The 17,543-nt window shown below is 61.5% G+C and carries 22 protein-coding genes; 5 read left to right on the top strand and 17 right to left on the bottom strand.

The window, feature by feature from the left end:
• Positions 1-37: 37 nt before the first annotated feature.
• Genes thiS through trmB form a run of 3 tightly spaced genes read left to right on the top strand, consistent with a single transcriptional unit; the run spans position 38 to position 1,822 of the window.
• A complete protein-coding gene (thiS, locus tag APH41_RS00175; RefSeq protein ID WP_020301926.1) occupies positions 38-238 on the top strand; it encodes a sulfur carrier protein ThiS in 201 nt (66 codons plus the stop codon).
• Positions 239-292: 54 nt separating this feature from the next.
• Positions 293-1,087 carry a thiazole synthase gene (locus APH41_RS00170; protein WP_054897581.1) on the top strand — a complete coding sequence of 265 codons (795 nt, stop codon included), beginning with the start codon at positions 293-295 and terminating at the stop codon, positions 1,085-1,087.
• A gap of 9 nt (positions 1,088-1,096) precedes the next feature.
• Positions 1,097-1,822 (top strand): tRNA (guanosine(46)-N7)-methyltransferase TrmB, encoded by a 726-nt coding sequence (gene trmB / locus APH41_RS00165; RefSeq protein ID WP_003195101.1) that lies wholly within the window; start codon positions 1,097-1,099, stop codon positions 1,820-1,822.
• A gap of 138 nt (positions 1,823-1,960) precedes the next feature.
• Here trmB and APH41_RS00160 read toward each other — a convergent pair whose 3' ends face one another.
• From APH41_RS00160 to APH41_RS00120, 9 genes are all read right to left on the bottom strand, one after another.
• Positions 1,961-2,284, bottom strand: a complete 324-nt coding sequence (locus APH41_RS00160; protein WP_003195099.1) for a DUF3392 domain-containing protein — start codon at positions 2,282-2,284, stop codon at positions 1,961-1,963.
• 19 nt (positions 2,285-2,303) lie between these two features.
• Complete coding sequence (gene hemW, locus APH41_RS00155) at positions 2,304-3,506, bottom strand: radical SAM family heme chaperone HemW (protein ID WP_054897580.1); 1,203 nt, start codon at positions 3,504-3,506, stop codon at positions 2,304-2,306.
• Positions 3,503-4,099 carry an RdgB/HAM1 family non-canonical purine NTP pyrophosphatase gene (gene rdgB / locus APH41_RS00150; protein ID WP_054916921.1) on the bottom strand — a complete coding sequence of 199 codons (597 nt, stop codon included), beginning with the start codon at positions 4,097-4,099 and terminating at the stop codon, positions 3,503-3,505. The genes hemW and rdgB overlap by 4 nt, the downstream gene beginning before the upstream one ends.
• Positions 4,096-4,530 carry a DUF4426 domain-containing protein gene (locus tag APH41_RS00145; protein WP_054916920.1) on the bottom strand — a complete coding sequence of 145 codons (435 nt, stop codon included), beginning with the start codon at positions 4,528-4,530 and terminating at the stop codon, positions 4,096-4,098. Before APH41_RS00145 ends, rdgB begins: the two co-directional genes overlap by 4 nt.
• A gap of 21 nt (positions 4,531-4,551) precedes the next feature.
• A complete protein-coding gene (metW, locus tag APH41_RS00140) occupies positions 4,552-5,172 on the bottom strand; it encodes a methionine biosynthesis protein MetW (protein WP_003195091.1) in 621 nt (206 codons plus the stop codon).
• Positions 5,169-6,320 (bottom strand): homoserine O-acetyltransferase, encoded by a 1,152-nt coding sequence (locus tag APH41_RS00135; protein WP_034128945.1) that lies wholly within the window; start codon positions 6,318-6,320, stop codon positions 5,169-5,171. Before APH41_RS00135 ends, metW begins: the two co-directional genes overlap by 4 nt.
• Positions 6,321-6,512: 192 nt before the next feature.
• Positions 6,513-7,100: a YggT family protein gene (locus tag APH41_RS00130; RefSeq protein ID WP_003195087.1), complete on the bottom strand. Its 588-nt coding sequence runs from the start codon at positions 7,098-7,100 to the stop codon at positions 6,513-6,515.
• A 25-nt stretch (positions 7,101-7,125) separates the two neighbouring features.
• Positions 7,126-7,944 carry a pyrroline-5-carboxylate reductase gene (proC, locus tag APH41_RS00125; protein WP_054916918.1) on the bottom strand — a complete coding sequence of 273 codons (819 nt, stop codon included), beginning with the start codon at positions 7,942-7,944 and terminating at the stop codon, positions 7,126-7,128.
• 34 nt (positions 7,945-7,978) lie between these two features.
• A complete protein-coding gene (locus tag APH41_RS00120; RefSeq protein WP_054916915.1) occupies positions 7,979-8,665 on the bottom strand; it encodes a YggS family pyridoxal phosphate-dependent enzyme in 687 nt (228 codons plus the stop codon).
• A 57-nt stretch (positions 8,666-8,722) separates the two neighbouring features.
• On the opposite strand from APH41_RS00120, the gene APH41_RS00115 reads away from it, so the two are divergent.
• The gene (locus APH41_RS00115) at positions 8,723-9,757 is read left to right on the top strand and encodes a type IV pilus twitching motility protein PilT (protein ID WP_054916912.1); all 1,035 of its coding nucleotides are present in this window, start codon (positions 8,723-8,725) and stop codon (positions 9,755-9,757) included.
• Between the two features lie 146 nt (positions 9,758-9,903).
• On the opposite strand, the gene APH41_RS00110 is transcribed toward APH41_RS00115, so the two are convergent.
• Positions 9,904-10,542 (bottom strand): C40 family peptidase, encoded by a 639-nt coding sequence (locus APH41_RS00110; RefSeq protein ID WP_034128941.1) that lies wholly within the window; start codon positions 10,540-10,542, stop codon positions 9,904-9,906.
• 249 nt (positions 10,543-10,791) lie between these two features.
• On the opposite strand from APH41_RS00110, the gene APH41_RS00105 reads away from it, so the two are divergent.
• Positions 10,792-11,220, top strand: a complete 429-nt coding sequence (locus APH41_RS00105; protein WP_054897575.1) for a TM2 domain-containing protein — start codon at positions 10,792-10,794, stop codon at positions 11,218-11,220.
• Between the two features lie 125 nt (positions 11,221-11,345).
• Here APH41_RS00105 and APH41_RS00100 read toward each other — a convergent pair whose 3' ends face one another.
• The 7 genes from APH41_RS00100 to gshB form a co-directional block, all read right to left on the bottom strand.
• Positions 11,346-12,617: a dihydroorotase gene (locus APH41_RS00100; RefSeq protein ID WP_054916910.1), complete on the bottom strand. Its 1,272-nt coding sequence runs from the start codon at positions 12,615-12,617 to the stop codon at positions 11,346-11,348.
• Complete coding sequence (locus tag APH41_RS00095; protein WP_054916907.1) at positions 12,614-13,618, bottom strand: aspartate carbamoyltransferase catalytic subunit; 1,005 nt, start codon at positions 13,616-13,618, stop codon at positions 12,614-12,616. Before APH41_RS00095 ends, APH41_RS00100 begins: the two co-directional genes overlap by 4 nt.
• Before the next feature lie 24 nt (positions 13,619-13,642).
• Positions 13,643-14,149, bottom strand: coding sequence for a bifunctional pyr operon transcriptional regulator/uracil phosphoribosyltransferase PyrR (gene pyrR / locus APH41_RS00090; protein WP_019817751.1), 507 nt, complete (start codon positions 14,147-14,149; stop codon positions 13,643-13,645).
• A gap of 132 nt (positions 14,150-14,281) precedes the next feature.
• Complete coding sequence (gene ruvX, locus APH41_RS00085) at positions 14,282-14,719, bottom strand: Holliday junction resolvase RuvX (protein WP_003195067.1); 438 nt, start codon at positions 14,717-14,719, stop codon at positions 14,282-14,284.
• Entirely contained in the window at positions 14,719-15,288 is a 570-nt protein-coding gene (locus tag APH41_RS00080; protein WP_017139445.1) for a YqgE/AlgH family protein, read from the bottom strand. The genes ruvX and APH41_RS00080 overlap by 1 nt, the downstream gene beginning before the upstream one ends.
• Before the next feature lie 173 nt (positions 15,289-15,461).
• Positions 15,462-16,367 (bottom strand): energy transducer TonB, encoded by a 906-nt coding sequence (locus tag APH41_RS00075; RefSeq protein ID WP_034128937.1) that lies wholly within the window; start codon positions 16,365-16,367, stop codon positions 15,462-15,464.
• Positions 16,368-16,444: 77 nt separating this feature from the next.
• Entirely contained in the window at positions 16,445-17,398 is a 954-nt protein-coding gene (gshB, locus tag APH41_RS00070) for a glutathione synthase (protein ID WP_054897572.1), read from the bottom strand.
• Between the last annotated feature and the right edge of the window lie 145 nt (positions 17,399-17,543).

The following is a 17,543-nucleotide window of genomic DNA, read 5'->3' as shown; positions in this document are numbered from 1 at the left end:
AGAATGCGGGCCCCTAAAAACGATGGCGGCCCGTGGCATGCGCATTCAGTTGAACGGCGAACCCTTTGAACTGCCCGACGGCGAAACCGTTGCGGCCCTGCTGACCCGTCTGGACCTGACCGGGCGTCGCGTCGCAGTGGAGCTCAACCTGGATATCGTCCCGCGTAGCCAGCACGCCGAGACTGCGCTCACCGAAGGTGACCAGATCGAAGTGGTCCACGCCATCGGCGGCGGCTAGCCCGCCACGGCCGCAACGCATTCTGCAGAACCTCATCCAACCAGAGGATTTCCCATGAGCATCGTTCGTAGCGACAAGCCTTTCGTCCTGGCCGGTCGTACCTACCAGTCCCGTCTGCTGGTCGGCACCGGCAAGTACCGCGACATGGAAGAAACCCGCCTGGCCATCGAAGCCTCGGGTGCCGAGATCGTCACCTTCGCCGTGCGCCGCACCAACCTCGGCCAGATCGAGGGCGAGCCGAACCTGCTCGAAGTGCTGTCGCCGGAGCGCTACACCTTCCTGCCAAACACCGCGGGCTGCTACGACGCCATCGAAGCCGTGCGCACCTGCCGCCTGGCCCGTGAGCTGCTCGACGGCCACAACCTGGTGAAGCTGGAAGTGCTGGCCGACCAGAAAACCCTGTTCCCCAATGTGATCGAAACCCTCAAGGCCGCCGAAACCCTGGTCAAGGAAGGTTTCGACGTGATGGTCTACACCAGCGATGACCCGATCATCGCGCGCCAACTGGCAGAAATCGGCTGCATCGCGGTGATGCCGCTGGCCGGTCTGATCGGTTCCGGCCTGGGGATCTGCAATCCGTATAACCTGCAGATCATCCTCGAAGAAGCCAGGATTCCAGTACTGGTGGATGCGGGCGTGGGCACAGCCTCCGACGCGACCATCGCCATGGAGCTGGGCTGCGACGCCGTATTGATGAACTCGGCCATTGCCCATGCCCAGCAACCAATCATGATGGCCCAAGCCATGAACCACGCCATCGTCGCGGGCCGCCTGGCCTACCTCGCCGGGCGCATGCCGAAAAAACTCTATGCCAGCGCCTCTTCGCCGCTGGATGGTCTGATCAAGTAAGAGCTATTGATGACTGAATCAAACGAAACGCCGAACACCGTGGAAGAAGGCGACGAGTCCAAGCACCGCCGCATCAAGAGTTTTGTGATGCGCGCCGGCCGCATGACCGAAGGCCAACAAAAGGGCCTGGAACAGGGCACGCCGCTGTTCGTGTTGCCCCTGGCCGACGCGCCGGTGGACTATGACCAAGTGTTCGGCCGTTCGGCCCCGCGCTCCCTGGAAATCGGTTTCGGTATGGGCCATTCCCTGCTGGAAATGGCCGCAGCCGCGCCGGAGCAGGATTTCATCGGTGTGGAAGTGCACCGCCCAGGCGTCGGCGCACTGCTCAACGGTGTGCTGACCCAAGGCCTGAAAAACCTGCGGGTCTACGACTGCGATGCGATTGAAGTGCTCAACCGCTGCATCGCCGACAACAGCCTCGACCGCCTGATGCTGTTCTTCCCCGACCCATGGCACAAGGCCCGTCACCACAAGCGCCGCATCGTCCAGGCGTCCTTCGCGGAACTGGTGCGCAGCAAGCTGAAAGTGGGCGGCATCCTGCACATGGCGACCGACTGGGAACCGTACGCGGAATACATGCTGGAAGTGATGAACGTCGCCCCCGGCTACCGCAACCTGGCCGAAGACGGCAAATGCGTGCCACGCCCGGCCGAGCGGCCGATCACCAAGTTCGAACGCCGTGGCGAGCGATTGGGGCATGGGGTGTGGGATTTGAAATTCGAGAAGCTGGCTTAAACAGTCATCAGCTTGAAACGCAATCAAATGTGGGAACTGGCTTGCCTGCGATAGCATCACCTCGGTATCACTGATACACCGAGGTGTCTGTATCGCAGGCAAGCCAGCTCCCACATTTGTTTTGTAGTGCCTGCTGAGTCAGCGGCGGTCTGCTACCACGCCAATCAACACCAGCACCACGATCAACACCGGCGCCAGGCTGTAGTTATTGAACTGGCTCAACCCTCGCACAATCCACGGCGTGGCGTAGATCAACGCCGCACCGCTGCCGATCAGGCACAGCAGGGCCATCAAGGGTACGCGCAAGGCGCCGGCGATGCTGCCCAGGCGCGCTTCGACCCAGCCCTTGATGTCGGCGCCGAACAGCACCAGCAAACAGCCCACAAGGGCCAACGAGATTTCCGACAGGTTGCTACGGCTCCAGCGGGATACGGTGGCGAGCAGGTCGAGTACCAGATCCATTCGATTTCCTTAAGAGCTATCAGCTCAAAAACTTCTGCAACAGGTCATTGAGAAAGAGTTGCCCGCGGTCGGTGGCCGCCAGGCGTGACGGTTCGACCTGCATTAATCCACTTTGTTCTGCGTCGCGGCGGCCTTCATCGAGGCTCGCCAGATCGAGGCCGGTGCGCTCGGCGTAGAGCTTGGCATCAACCCCTTCGGTGAGGCGCAGCGCGTTCATCAGAAACTCGAACGGCAGTTCATCGTTGGTCAGTTCTTTCGCGCCGGCCTGGAAGCTTTTGGCCGGGTTGAGGTAGTCCTTTGGTGCACGGGTTTTCCAGGTGCGGATAATGCGCCCGTCCGGGTGGCTGAGCTTGCCGTGGGCCCCGGCGCCGATGCCGATAAAGTCGCCAAAACTCCAGTAATTGAGGTTATGCCGCGCCGGCCGCCCCGGTTGGGCGTAGGCCGAGACTTCATATTGTGCGTAACCGTGTTCGGCGAGCAGTGCCTGGCCGGCTTCCTGGATATCCCACAGCGTGTCGTCTTCCGGAAGCGCGGGCGGCTGGTTCCAGAACACGGTGTTGGGTTCCAGGGTCAGTTGGTACCAGGACAGGTGCGTCGGCTTGAGTGCAATGGCCTGGCGCAGGTCGCCCAAGGCGTCCTCCAGGGACTGGTTGGGCAGGCCGTGCATCAAGTCCAGGTTGAAGTTGTCGAACCCGGCCTGGCGCGCCATACCGGCTGCGCGCACGGCTTCATCGCCATTGTGGATGCGGCCCAGGGCTTCAAGCTTCTCTTGCTGGAAGCTCTGGATGCCGATGGACAGGCGATTGATCCCCAGTTTGCGGTACGCCACGAACTTCTCTTGTTCGAACGTCCCTGGGTTGGCTTCCAGGGTGATCTCGATATCGTCAGCAAACGGGATACGCGCTTGAACGCCCTTGAGCAGGCGGCCCAGTGCAGCCGCGCTAAACAGGCTGGGCGTGCCGCCGCCAAAGAAGATCGAACTCAGCTTGCGGCCATATACGGCGTGCAGGTCTTGGTCCAGGTCGGCCAGCAGGGCATCCACATACTCTTCTTCCGGCAGCACTTTGCTCGCGGTGTGGGAGTTGAAGTCGCAATACGGGCATTTGCGCACACACCACGGGATATGGATGTACAGCGCCAGGGGCGGCAGATGGGGCAGGGCCGCCCGTGGTGTTTGCGCGCCACCGTGGATCAGCGGCTGCGCAGAGGTGTTCTGGGTCATTTCAAACCCAGGCGCTGGCGCAGCAACGCCATGGCGCGGGCGCGGTGGCTGATCTGATTTTTGTCGGCCGGGCTCAGTTCAGCGCTGGAGACATTGCGCTCCGGCACCCAGAACAGCGGGTCATAGCCAAAGCCATGTTCACCGCTGGCCGCGTGCAGGATGCGCCCGTGCCACAAGCCTTCGCACAGAATCGGCAGCGGGTCGTCGGCATGCCGTACCAGGGCCAACACGCAGACGAACTGCGCACCACGCTCGGCCTCCGGCACGTCCTTGAGGGCGTCGAGCAGCTTGGCGTTGTTGGCGGCATCGCCCCGGCCTTCGGCGTAACGTGCCGAGTAGATTCCAGGGGCGCCGCCGAGGAAATCCACAGCCAGGCCCGAATCATCCGCCAGGGCCGGCAGACCAGAGATACGCGCAGCATTGCGGGCCTTGAGGATGGCATTCTCGACGAACGACAGGCCGGTCTCTTCCGGTTCGACCTGGCTGAACTCGCCAATCGAACGCAGGTGCACAGACTCACCGAGCATGGCTTGCAGTTCTTTGAGTTTGCCGGCGTTGTGGCTGGCGAGTACGAGTTGGGTAAGGTTCATCATTCGGCCGGGAACAGTTCTTGGTTGAATTGGAAGCCGTGGGCCTTGCCGCCGGTTTCAACGTTGATGGTAAACGTCTTGTATTCCCGTTGGGTCACCGAGTAGGGCGCGAGGTAGCTGATGCCGCCTTTTTCTTCGATCTGCTTGAACGTCAGGATCTCGCTTTTGCCGCCCAGGTCCTTGATAGTGCCGGTGACTTGCGCGGCCACTGGGCTTACGCCCTTGATCACGGTGACGTTGATCAACCCCTTCTCCTTGCTGCGCACCACGCCGACTTTCTGGGCGGTCTCGGGTGGCAGGAAGCTTGAAGTGAAGGTGTTGTAATGAACGGTGATATCGCCGAAGTCTTTTTTGCGATTAGCGTCGATAGCGTCGGCGGCCATGGCGCTGGCGCCCAGGCATGCGGTCAATAGAAAAATAGCCAAACGACTCATGAACGTCCCTCTTGAAGATGATTAGACGGCAACTTTGTGGTCGGTCAGGCCAGGACTGCTGACCCGGTAGATACCAATTTCGCCCAACAGGTTGGGCCATAGCTTACTCGCCCAGCCGTGGCGGTGCTGTTGATCGACGGCAAGGCGGTTGATCACCTTGGCTTCACGCTCGCCACACAGGGCTTCGAAGTCTTCGAAGGTGCAAAAGTGGATGTTCGGCGTGTTGTACCAGGTGTACGGCAGGAAGTCGGAGACCGGCATGCGCCCCTTGGTGGCCAGGTACCAGCGGCAGCGCCAGTGGCCGAAGTTGGGGAAGGTGATAATGCACTGGCGGCCCACGCGCAGCATTTCGTCGAGGATGCGGTCCGGGTAGTGCACCGCTTGCAGGGCTTGGGTCATCACCACGATGTCGAAGCTGTTGCTGGCAAAGTTGCCCAGGCCCTTGTCCAGGTCCTGCTCGATCACGTTGATGCCCTTGGCCACGCATTGGGCGATGTTGTCCGGATCGTTTTCCAGGCCGTAGCCGGTGACTTGCTTGTGGTCGCGCAGCCAGCTCAGCAGTTCGCCGTCGCCGCAGCCCAGGTCGAGCACGCGGCTGCCGGCGGGGATCCAGTCTTGGATGATTTCCAGGTCGGCTCTCATGGCGTTCTCACAAGCGAAATACGGTTCATGTAGTTACTGAACGCCTGCAGGTAGCGTGGGATCGGAATCAGGAAGGCGTCGTGGCCTTGCGGTGCATCGATCTCCAGGTAGCAGACGTCTTTCTTGGCGGCCATCAGGGCATCCACCAGCTCACGGGAGCGCGCTGGCGAAAAGCGCCAGTCGGTGGTGAACGACATCACGCAGAACTTGGCCGTGGCGTGCTCGAAGGTTTTCGCCAGGTCGTCATCGTGATTGGCGGCCGGGTCGAAGTAGTCCAGGGCCTTGGTCATCAGCAGGTAGGTATTGGCGTCGAAACGCCCCGAGAACTCCTCGCCCTGGTAACGCAGGTAGCTTTCCACCTGGAATTCGACGCTGTGGAAGTCGTAGTTGAGCTTCTCGCTCTTGAGGCCACGGCCGAATTTCTCGCCCATGGAGTCGTCGGACAGGTAGGTAATGTGGCCGACCATCCGCGCCAGCATCAAGCCGCGCTTGGGGATCACGCCTGCTTCCTGGAACGAACCGCCGTGGAACTCGGGGTCGGTGAGGATTGCCTGGCGCGCCACTTCGTTGAAGGCGATGTTCTGCGCTGACAACTTGGGCGCCGAGGCGATAGCCAGGCAGTGGCGCACACGGTCCGGGTAAGTGATGGTCCATTGCAGCGCCTGCATACCGCCCAGGCTGCCGCCAATCACGGCGGCCCACTGGCTGATGCCCAACAGGTCGGCGAGGCGTGCCTGGCTGTGCACCCAGTCCTCTACCGTCAGCACCGGGAAGTCGGCGCCGAACGGCTTGCCGGTTTCCGGGTTGAGGCTGCTGGGGCCGGTGGAACCGTTGCAGCCGCCAAGGTTGTTCAGGCTGACCACAAAGAACTTGTTGGTGTCGATGGGCTTGCCGGGGCCGATGCAGCTGTCCCACCAGCCGGGCTTGCGGTCGTCAACGCTATGGAAGCCGGCGGCGTGATGATGGCCGGATAAGGCATGGCAGATCAGCACGGCGTTGCTCGCCGTGGCGTTCAGTTGGCCATAGGTTTCGTAGATCAGGTCGTAGGCCGGCAACGAACGGCCGCAGGCCAGGGCCAGCGGTTCGCTGAAGTGCGCCACTTGTGGCACGACCAGTCCAACAGAATCGGGGGGGAAGGCAGCTGGCATCGACCCTGCTCTCGTTTAAATGAGGCGTAAGTCTAAAGAGCGGGGACCCTAGCGGCAAGCAAAGGTCGGGGTTAGCGTGATCGTTCCCACGCTCCGCGTGGGAATGCCTCTTGGGACGCTCTGCGTCCCGTCCTTGTGACGCGGAGCATCACGGGCTGCATTCCCACGCAGAGCGTGGGAACGATCTATCGGTCAGATCAGGCCAAACAACTCTTTTGGCATGTAGGCAAAGTACGCCAGGCGTGGAATCACCCAGCTCTGCAGCAGCTGAATCACGATAAACGCAAAGATCGGCGAGATATCCAGGCCACCCAGGTTCGGGATCAGGCGACGGAAGGGTGCCAGCACCGGTTCGGTGATCTGAGCCACCAATTCGGCGCCCGGGCTACGGCTGCCTGGCGCGACCCACGAAAGAATCACGCTGATGATCATCGACCAGAAAATGATCTTCAGGAACAGCGAGAAAATACCGATCAGGCCCCATGGCAACAGCAATACGGTGAACGCCTGGTAGCCGTTGAGCATCAGGATCACCACGAACAGCAGGATCTGCAGCAGCAATGCCAGCACCAGCGACGACATGTCCAGGCCGAACAGGCTCGGGATCACCCGGCGCAGCGGCTTGAGCAGCGGTTGGGTGGCCTTGACCACGAACTGGCACAGCGGGTTGTAGAAGTTAGCGCGCACCAGTTGCAGGATAAAGCGCATCAGCACGATCAGCAGGTACAGGCTGCCCAAGGTCTGGATGATGAAAATGGCAGCGTCATTGATTCCGAGCATGTTTGATTACCTTGGTAAGGGACGACTATTTGCCCAGTTGCTCAGCCATCTCGGCCGAACGATGTGCGGCGGCACCCAGTGCTGTTTCCACCAGGGCTTCAAAGCCCCCGGCCTGGAACGATTCGATGGCGGCTTGCGTGGTGCCTCCCGGCGAGGTTACCCGACGGCGCAGTTCGGCGGCATCGACATCGCTGCCCACAGCCATTTTCGCGGCGCCCAGGGCCGTTTGTTCAGCCAGTTGTTCGGCAACGTCGTGGGGCAGGCCCAGCTTGACGCCGGCGGCGGTCATGGCCTCGATCAACAGGAAGAAGTAGGCCGGGCCGCTGCCGGAAACGGCGGTGACCGCATCCAGTTGCTGTTCCTGCTCCAGCCATACGGCGAGGCCCACCGCAGACAGCAGCTCCTGAGCCTGGTCACGCTGTTGCGCGCTGACTTCGGCGGTGGCGTACAAACCGCTGACGCCCTGGCGCAGCAACGCTGGGGTATTGGGCATGCAACGTACGATCGGCTGGTCGCCGAGCCAGGTTTTCATGCTGGCACAGGTGATGCCAGCGGCAATCGACACCACCAGTTGGTGAGGTTGCAGGCTCGGGCGCAGGCTCTCGCACACGGCCTTCATGGCCTGGGGCTTGACCGCCAGCACGATCACATCGACGCCGTGGATGGCCTCGGCGTTATCGGCGAAGGTCTGGATACCGTGTTCGGCGCTGACGCGCTCGCGGGTCTCGGCGCCCGGGTCGCTGGCGCGGATCTGCTCGGCGTCCAGGCCCTTGGCCCGCAGGCCACCGATCAGGCTGGCCGCCATGTTACCGGCGCCGATAAAGGCAATACGCGTGTTGCTCATGACAGGTCCTTATTTTCGAGGGATGTCAGCCATTTCACGGCTGGCCGTAGTCGCGGGCGCCAAACAGGGCGGTACCGATCCGCACCCAGGTGGCGCCTTGGGCAATGGCCGACTCAAGGTCATGGCTCATGCCCATGGAAAGTGTGTCCAGCGGCAGGTTCAGGCTGGCTTGCAGGTCGCGCACCGTGGCAAACGCCGCATCCTGCTCCGCCCGGTCTTCAGTCGGCTCGGGAATTGCCATCAAACCCCGCAGCTTCAAGCGCGGCAGGGCGCTGATCGCCGTGGCCAGGGCCGGCAGGTCGGCGGGTGTGCAGCCGGACTTGCTGGCTTCGCCACTGACATTGACCTGAATGCAGATATTGAGCGGCGGCAGGTCGGTCGGGCGTTGTTCGGACAGGCGTTGTGCGATTTTCAGGCGGTCCACGGAATGCACCCAAGCGAAGTTCTCGGCGATGGCGCGAGTCTTGTTCGATTGAATGGGGCCGATGAAGTGCCAACTCAAGGGCAGGTCGGTCAAATCCGCCTGTTTGCCCAAGGCTTCCTGCAGGTAGTTTTCCCCAAAGTCGTGCAGCCCGGCGGCATAGGCGTCGCGTACCGCCTGCGCGGGTTTGGTCTTGCTCACGGCCAGCAGGTGGATGCTGCTTGCGTCACGTTGCACGGCGGCGGCTGCGGCGCGGATGCGCTGGATAACCAGGCCGATGTTGTCTGCTATCGTCGACATTCAAGATGCGCCCGTGGATATGGAGTCCGCGGCATTCTACTGGAAATGGAAAGCCCTATGGATATCACGCAATTGCTGACGGCCAGCGTAAGCCGAGGCGCCTCAGACCTGCATCTGTCAGCCGGCCTGGCACCGATGCTGCGCATTGATGGCGAGGTTTGGCCGCTGGATGGGCCAGCGCTGAACGCTACCCAAGTGGTCGACTTATTGAGCCCTTTGCTGAATAAACATCAACAAAAGGATTTCGAAACATCTCTTGAAACGGATTTTGCCTTCGAATTGCCAGGCGTCGCCCGGTTCCGGGCGAACGTGTTCCGCCAGGATCGCGGCGTGGGTGCGGTGTTCCGGGCTATTGCGACTGAGGTCCAAAGCCTGGAGGACCTGGGACTGGGCGAGGTGTTCCAGCGTATCGCCCGCCTTCCTCGTGGCCTGGTGCTGGTGACCGGGCCCACCGGCTCGGGCAAGTCTACGACCCTGGCGGCGATGATCGACGACCTCAACCGGCATCGACGCCAGCATATCCTCACGCTGGAAGACCCCATCGAGTTTATCCACAGGCCGAAACTGGCGCTGGTCAACCAGCGCCAGGTGCATCGCGACACTCACAGTTTCTCGGTGGCCCTGCGTTCAGCCCTGCGGGAAGACCCGGATGTGATCCTGGTGGGTGAATTGCGCGATCTGGAAACCATCCGCCTTGCGCTGACGGCGGCAGAGACCGGGCACCTGGTGTTCGGCACCCTGCACACCTCGTCGGCGGCAAAGACAGTGGACCGGCTGGTAGACGTCTTCCCGGCCGGGGAGAAGGCCATGGTCCGCTCGATGCTGTCGGAGTCGTTGCAGGCGGTGGTGTCTCAGGTGCTGGTGAAGAAGGTGGGCGGTGGGCGCGTGGCCGCTCATGAAATCATGCTGGGCACCCCGGCAATTCGTAACTTGATTCGCGAAGACAAGGTGGCGCAGATGGTTTCGGCTATCCAGACGGGAGGGGCGTTGGGGATGAAGACCCTGGATATGAGTTTGAAGGCGTTGGTCGGCTCGGGGCTGGTCAGTCGGGAAGAGGCCCGGGAGAAGGCGAGGGTACCGGCAGATATCTAGAACACACAGATGCACAATGTGGGAGCTGGCTTGCCTGCGATAGCGGACTGTCAGGCACTCTCTGCCAACTGACACACCGTCATCGCAGGCAAGCCAGCTCCCACATTTGATTGCATTTCAAATGGGGAGCTTCAGTAGCGCCTTGCTTAGCGCTGCACGATCCGCAGGTTGTTGTTCTGCTCTTTAGGCAGTACCCGCTTGGCAATCACGTAGTTCTTGTCCCAGAACGGCTTTTTCAGTGTGTCGATGCTCACCGACTTGCCACGGCGCGGTGCGTGGATAAAGCGGTCGTTGCCCAGGTAGATGGCGACATGATTGACCTGGCGGCTCTTGAGTTTGAAAAACAACAGGTCGCCCGGTTTCAGGTCTTTACGGTCCACCTTCAACCCATGACCGGCCGCCATGGCGTTGGAAGTGCGTGGCAGGTCCACCGCTTTTACATCGTTAAATGCATATTTCACCAGGCCGCTGCAGTCGAACCCTTTACTTGGGCTGCTGCCGCCCCAACGATAAGGTGTACCGAGCACGTTGACGGCACGGCTCAAGACGTTGCTGCTTTGCTTGGTGTTCACGGCCAACTGGGTGGAAAGCGCTTTGCCGTGGGCCTTGCTCAGTTGAGTCGGGCGGCTGACGGTCGGCTTTGCCGATTTGGCAGTGCTGGGCGTGCTATGGACTTTAGGGGTGAAACCGTTAACGTTCGGAAGTCGTTGCTCACGATTGGTGGCGTGGGCGGCCAGTGGCATTAATAGGCAAATGGTTAGCCATGTCTTGAAAAATGGTCGCATTAGGCGTGGCTCTTATGGGTTTGCGCGCAACTTTATAACAGCTTTTTGTGCTGTTCTCAGCCCGTTTGTCGACTGAACCTTGGGGTCAAATTCAGGAAAAACGCGACGATTCGCCGCAATTGTCCTACACAAGTCAGGCGCTACAAGGCTTTGAGGGCAGGACGATACCATTTGCCGTACGTCGGGCGCCCGTAAAAAAGTCACAAAGAAAATGAAAAAATTTATCTATCGAAGCAAAAGAGGTCCTTCATGAACACCTATCAACAGGTTGCTCAGCAGCAAGACACCCACAGCAAGGCGATTGGTTACCTGCTGTGGATTTTCGGTTTTACCGGGGCTCATCGCTTTTATTACGGCAAGCCTGTGACGGGCACGATCTGGTTTTTCACCTTCGGCTTGTTCGGCATTGGCTGGTTGATCGACTTGTTCCTGATCCCGGCCATGGACCGTGAAGCCGACCTGCGGTTTACCGCAGGGCCGATTGAATACAGCGTGGCGTGGATTCTGTTGGCGTTCCTGGGGGTGTTTGGTGTGCACCGTATGTACCAGGGCAAATGGATCACCGGCCTGATCTACCTGCTGACCGGCGGTTTGTTCCTGATCGGGGTGCTGTATGACTTCTGGACGCTGAACACGCAGATCTCGATCCGCAATGCCGAGCGCAACAGCGGGCGCTGAGCACTGATCGTTCCCACGCTCCGCGTGGAAATGCAGCCCAGGACGCTTCGCGTCCACCTTTGGAGTGCTGACGCAGAGCGTCACAGGATGCGTTCCCACGCAGAGCGTGGGAACGAGCTTGCGCGTCAAGCCTGGTAGCTGATCCGCCCATCCATCAAGGTATACCGCACCGTCGCCGGCAGGCTGTGGCCGATGAACGGGCAGTTTTCGCCCTTGGACAACCAACGCTCACCAGCCACCGTCGAGCTTGCCAGGTCGAACAGCACCAGGTCCGCCGGTGAACCCACCGCCAACTGGCCTGCCGGCAAGCGCAGGGCCTCGGCCGGGCCGGCGCTCAGGCGTGCCAGCAGTGTCGGCAGGTCCAGCAAGCCGTCTTCCACCAGCGTCATCGCCAGTGGCAACAACAACTCCACGCTGCTGATGCCTGGCTCGGTCGCGCCAAACGGTGCCAGCTTGGCGTCTCGCTCGTGAGGTTGGTGATGGCTGGAAATCGCCGACACCACGCCCGACTTCACCGCCGCACGCAAACCGTCACGGTCAGCCTTGGTGCGCAGCGGGGGCTGTACGTGGTACAGGCTGGAGAAGTCGATCAGCGCCTCATCCGTCAGGATCAGTTGGTACAGGGCGACATCCGCGGTGACCCGCAAGCCACGGGCCTGGGCCTGGGCGATCAGAGCCACGCCCCGGGCGCTGGTCAACTGGCTGAAATGCGCACGCGCGCCGCTTTGTTCCACCAGCAACAGGTCACGAGCGAGAGCCACGGTTTCTGCTGTTTCCGGAATGCCCGGCAGGCCGAGGAAGCTGGCCACTGCGCCTTCGTGGGCCAGGCCGCCTTCGGCCAGGTCGCGGTCCTGGGAATGGAAGATCACCGTCAAGTCGAAGGTGGCCGCGTATTCCAGGGCGCGGCACAAGGTGCGCGTGCTGCGAAAGCTTTCCAGGCCATTGCCGAAGGCCACGCAACCGGCGTCACGCAGGGCGATCAATTCGGCGAGTTGTTCGCCATCCAGGCCCTTGCTCAAGGCACCAATGGGAAACACTTTGCAGTTGCCGGCTTCGCGGGCGCGGTCAAGGATCAGCTCGGTCACGGCCGACGTGTCCAGCACCGGCTTGGTGTTGGGCGGGCAACACAGGCTGGTCACGCCACCGGCCGCGGCGGCCTGGGTTTCGCTGGCGATATTGCCTTTGCGGCTGTAGCCCGGCTCGCGCAGTGCGACATTCAGGTCCACCAGCCCAGGCGCGGCCACCAGGCCCTTGGCATCGATGCTCTGGCCGGCGTTGAAGCCTGCGGGGGCGGAGCCCATGGCGACGATCTTGCCGGCGTCCAGGTGTAGATCGGTAACTTGGTCCAGGCCACTGGCCGGGTCGATGACTCGGGCGCCGAGAATGCTGAGCTTCACTGGGCCTGCTCCTGCTCGAATTGACGTTGCGCGGTTTGCCCGCTCATGGCCATGGACAGCACGGCCATGCGCACGGCGATGCCGTAGGTCACTTGGTTGAGAATCACCGACTGCGGGCCATCGGCCACCGCCGACTCAATTTCCACACCGCGGTTGATCGGCCCCGGGTGCATCACGATTGCATCCGGCTTGGCCATGGCCAGGCGTGCGGTGGTCAGGCCGAACAGGCGGTAGAACTCACCTTCGCTGGGCAACAAGCCCCCGGCCATGCGCTCGCGTTGCAGGCGCAGCATGATCACTACGTCCACATCCTTGAGGCCCTCGGCCATGTCGGTGTAGACCTTCACGCCATACTGTTCGATGCCGATTGGCAACAGAGTCTTGGGCGCGATCACGCGGATATCCGGGCAACCCAGGGCCTTGAGAGCCAGCATGTTCGAACGTGCAACCCTCGAATGCATGATGTCGCCGACGATGGCTACCGAGAGGTTTTCAAAGCTGCCCTTGTGCCGACGAATGGTGAGCATGTCGAGCATGCCCTGGGTCGGGTGCGCGTGACGGCCGTCGCCGCCATTGATGATCGCCACGTTCGGGCACACATGCTCGGCGATGAAATGCGCAGCGCCGGAGTCGCCGTGGCGTACCACGAACATGTCGGCTGCCATGGCTTCCAGGTTGCGCAGGGTATCGAGCAGGGTTTCGCCCTTGCTCGCCGACGAGGTGGACACGTTCAACGTGATCACATCGGCCGACAGCCGCTGGGCCGCCAGTTCAAAGGTGGTGCGGGTGCGGGTGGAGTTCTCGAAGAACACGTTGCAGATGGTTTTGCCGCGCAACAGCGGGACTTTCTTCACTGCCCGGCCACCGACTTCCAGGAACGAATCGGCGGTGTCGAGGATTTCGGTGAGCAGTTCGCGGGGCAAACCGTCGAGGGACAAGAAGTGTTGCAACTGGCCCTGAGCATTGAGCTGCAGCGGGCGCTTGGCATCTAGAGGCGTCATCGCGGGGACTCTTTACAAGGCGGTTTAAAGGGCAAGGTCTTGCAGTTCGAGTTCGAGCGGCGTAGGACCGGACAATTTTACCCGCTGCTGGGGGGCAAGCGACAGGGTCGCGCCTACGACGTCCGGGCTGATCGGTAGTTCGCCGGCATCCAGGTCCAGCAGGCACACCAGGGTCACGCTGGCCGGGCGGCCATAGTCGAACAGTTCGTTCATGGCGGCGCGGATGGTGCGGCCGCTCATCAGCACGTCGTCGATCAGTACCAGGTGCTGGCCTTCGATCTCGAAGGGCAGGGCCGAAGGGCGCACTTGTGGATGCAGGCCGTTCTGGCTGAAATCGTCGCGGTAGAAGGACACGTCCAGGGTGCCCAGGGGCGAATCGCTGCCCAGTGCTTCCAGCAATGCCTGGGCTACCCACACGCCACCGGTGCGTATGCCGATAAAACGCGGTTCGCTGATGGCACGGTGTTCCAGGTGCGCCTTGAGGCGTATCGCCATCTGGCTGATCAGTTCGGCAGGGTTCGGCAAGCTCATGGTGGCTCCTTATCAAGTGTGTAGGAGCGAGCTTGCTCGCGAAAAACTCATGGGCACCGCGTTCATCCAGCCTTCTCGCGGTATCGTTAACGTTCTTCGCGGGCAAGCCCGCTTCCACAGGATCGCGGCGGGTCAGGATTCAAATAAAGCGGTGTTTTCATCCAGCCAGCCCTGCAACAGCAAGGCCGCGGCGATGGCGTCTACCGGGTTGTCGCGGTAACTGCCCTTTTGCCCGCCACGGTCGCGGCGCTCCCCCTTGGCTTCGAAGGTGGTGAGGCGTTCGTCATGGGTATAGAAGGGCAGGTTGTAGCGGCCATTGAGGCGGCGCGCGAACTTCTCGGCGCGCAGGCACATGTCACTGGGGGTGCCATCCATGTTCAGGGGCAGGCCGACCACTACCGCGTCAGGCTTCCACTCTTTGATCAGGGCTTCGACCTGGTTCCAGTCCGGCACGCCGTTCTGGGCCTTGAGGGTGCACAGCTCGCGGGCCTGGCCGGTGATGACCTGGCCAACCGCTACGCCGATCTGTTTGGTGCCGTAGTCAAAACCGAGGATCAGACGCAAGGCCATCAGGCGTGCCCCGCCTGGCTGGTCAGCAGGCTGAGGTTGACCCGCAGCTTGGCTGCTGCCGCTTCCAGGCGCAGTTCGCTGGCGGTGTTGAACAGGATGTCAGCGTCGAACGGGCAGGTCAGCCAGGCATTGCTGGCCAGTTCGGCCTCCAGTTGCCCGGCTTCCCAACCGGCGTAGCCCAGGGTGATCACACTTTGCTCAGGGCCGACGCCGTCGGCGATGGCGAACAGCACGTCCTGGGATGTGGACAATGACACACCCTCAAGGTCTACCGTGGCCTGGAACTTGGGCCCGGTGGGGTGCAGCACAAAACCGCGATCGGTCTGCACCGGCCCGCCGATGTAGATCGGTACGCCCTGGCAACGCGCCGGCGGGTCGATCTCCGGGCGCAGTTGCTCAAGGATATCGGCCAGGTTCAGCTCCTGCGGGCGGTTGACCACCAACCCCATTGCACCATTGGCCGTGTGCTCGACGATGTAGGTCAAGGTCTGCGCAAAGTTCGGGTCGGCCATATGGGGCATGGCGATCAGGAATTGGTGCTTGAGGTAGGTCGGGCTGACGTTTTTCATGTCCGCTAGTGTGGCGTTGGAGGGACGAACTGACAAGTGCGGGCGCGAGCCTGATCGCTGATCGTTCCCACGCTCCGCGTGGGAATGCATCCCGGGGCGCTCCGCGTCCCAAGAGCAGACGCAGAGCGCCCATGGCGGCATTCCCACGCGGAGCGTGGGAACGATCTGTGCGATCAGTTGCTGGACAACCGGTCGCCCTTGGCGAACCGCCAGGTGCGGATGATTTCCAGGCGGTCCACGTCGCTCAAGTCGCCGCTGAACGGCGCAAAGGGCGCGGCCAGGCGCACGATGCGTTGCGCAGCCTGGTCCAGCAGCGGCTGGCCGGAGGACTCCAGCACCTGCACCTCATACAGCGAGCCGTCACGGTTGATCGACACCAGCAAGCGCAAATTGCCATAAATCTGTTGGCGCCGCGCCTCGTCCGGGTAATTGAGGTTGCCGATGCGTTCGACCTTCTTGCGCCACTCGTCCTTATACCAGGCACCTTTATCGCGCATGGTTGAGGCGGCGTTCAGACGGTAGATGCGCGGGCGCTTGGCATAAAGCTGTTGCTCATGAGCCAGTTCGGCTTCCAGGCTGGAAATTTCGTCGGATAACGTCGAACTGTCGAACGTCGGCGCAGGTTTCACTGGCTCGGGCTTGGGTTCGGTCTTGGCCTTTTCGCGCTGGGTCGGGGCTTTTTGCGGTTTGGGCGCGACAGTTGTCACCGCAGCCTTGGGCGTGGCCTGCCTGACCTCAGGCTTGGGCGCTGGCGGCGGAGTGACCTTCTTGACCTGGTTGTCATGGAAGGGCGCTACCTCGGTGGTCTTGGGCACGGCTTTCTTGTCGAGGGTGCCGCTGCCCTGTTGGTTGTCCTGGGCGAGAAAGTCAGCCTTTTCGGGCTTCTTTTCGCTCTTGAACGTGGCGAGAGTGATTTCCAGGGTCTTGGTGATCTGCTTGGGTTCGACCAGGGTGAACCCCACACCCAGGAGCAGGGCGAGATGAATCAAGGCAGCGAGAAACAGGGTAAAACCGAGACGATCGGCCGGGCGCACGCCGCTGGGGGAGAATTCGGGGGGCAGATCGGACGGGAGTGTCATGACAAGAAAACCAACATCGCGCGTTTCACAGGTGGCGCATGATAACGCAATGTTGGTAGGTGTCCGGCTGTTCTATGTCACTTGGCTTGTAGCTTGCGTTCAATGGCGACCATCAGCATTTCGCCGATGTTCGTGCCAAATGCGTTGTCGATCTCGCGAATACAGGTCGGGCTGGTGACGTTGATTTCAGTGAGGTTCTCGCCAATTACGTCTAGTCCGACAAATAGCAGACCTTTTTCCCGCAGGGTTGGACCGACTTGAGCGGCAATCCAGCGGTCTTTTTCTGATAATGGCCGCGCTTCACCGCGACCACCGGCGGCCAGGTTGCCACGGGTCTCGCCGGCTGCCGGGATGCGCGCCAGGCAATAATCCACCGGCTCGCCGTCAATCATCAGGATACGCTTGTCGCCATCCTTGATCGCCGGCAGGTAGGCCTGGCCCATGATCTGCTGGGTGCCCAGGGCGGTCAGGGTTTCGAGGATCACCGACAGGTTCGGGTCGCCGGCGCGGTGACGGAAGATCGAGGTGCCGCCCATGCCGTCCAGCGGCTTGAGGATCACGTCGCCATGCTTGGCGGCGAATTCACGCAGTACATCGGCGCGGCGGCTGACCACGGTCGGTGGCGTGCACTGCGGGAACAGGGTGGCGAACAGTTTTTCATTACAGTCGCGCAGGCTTTGCGGCTTGTTGACGATCAACACGCCCGCGCGTTCGGCCTGCTCCAGCAGGTAGGTGGAGTACACAAATTCCATGTCGAACGGCGGATCCTTGCGCATCAGGATCACGTCGAGGTCGCTCAGCGGGCTGTCGATTTCGTCAGAAAGCTCGAACCACTTCTCGGGGTTGGCAAACACCTGCAGCGGGCGCATGCGTGCGCGGGCCTCGCCGTCACCCTGGTAAAGGTCGCGCTGCTCCATATAGAACAAGGTCCAGCCGCGGGCCTGGGCGGCCAGGAGCATGGCCAGCGAACTGTCCTTTTTATAGGAAATGCTGGCGATAGGGTCCATGACAATGCCGACGCGAACGCTCATGGGGATTTCCTCTAGCAAATTAGGGCGCATAAAAGTGGCGTCAGAGTGGCGCTGCGGCTGTTGTGGGTCAAGGAAAAACCACTGGGCGGGTGCCTCGATAGATTGCGCCAGGAGACTGTGCTAAAAAGGCTGGCACGGCGCAGCA

This window comes from Pseudomonas sp. NBRC 111138, from assembly GCF_001320835.1.
Classification (GTDB): Bacteria; Pseudomonadota; Gammaproteobacteria; order Pseudomonadales; family Pseudomonadaceae; genus Aquipseudomonas; species Aquipseudomonas paracarnis.
This window is presented reverse-complemented; position numbering and strand designations above follow the sequence as displayed.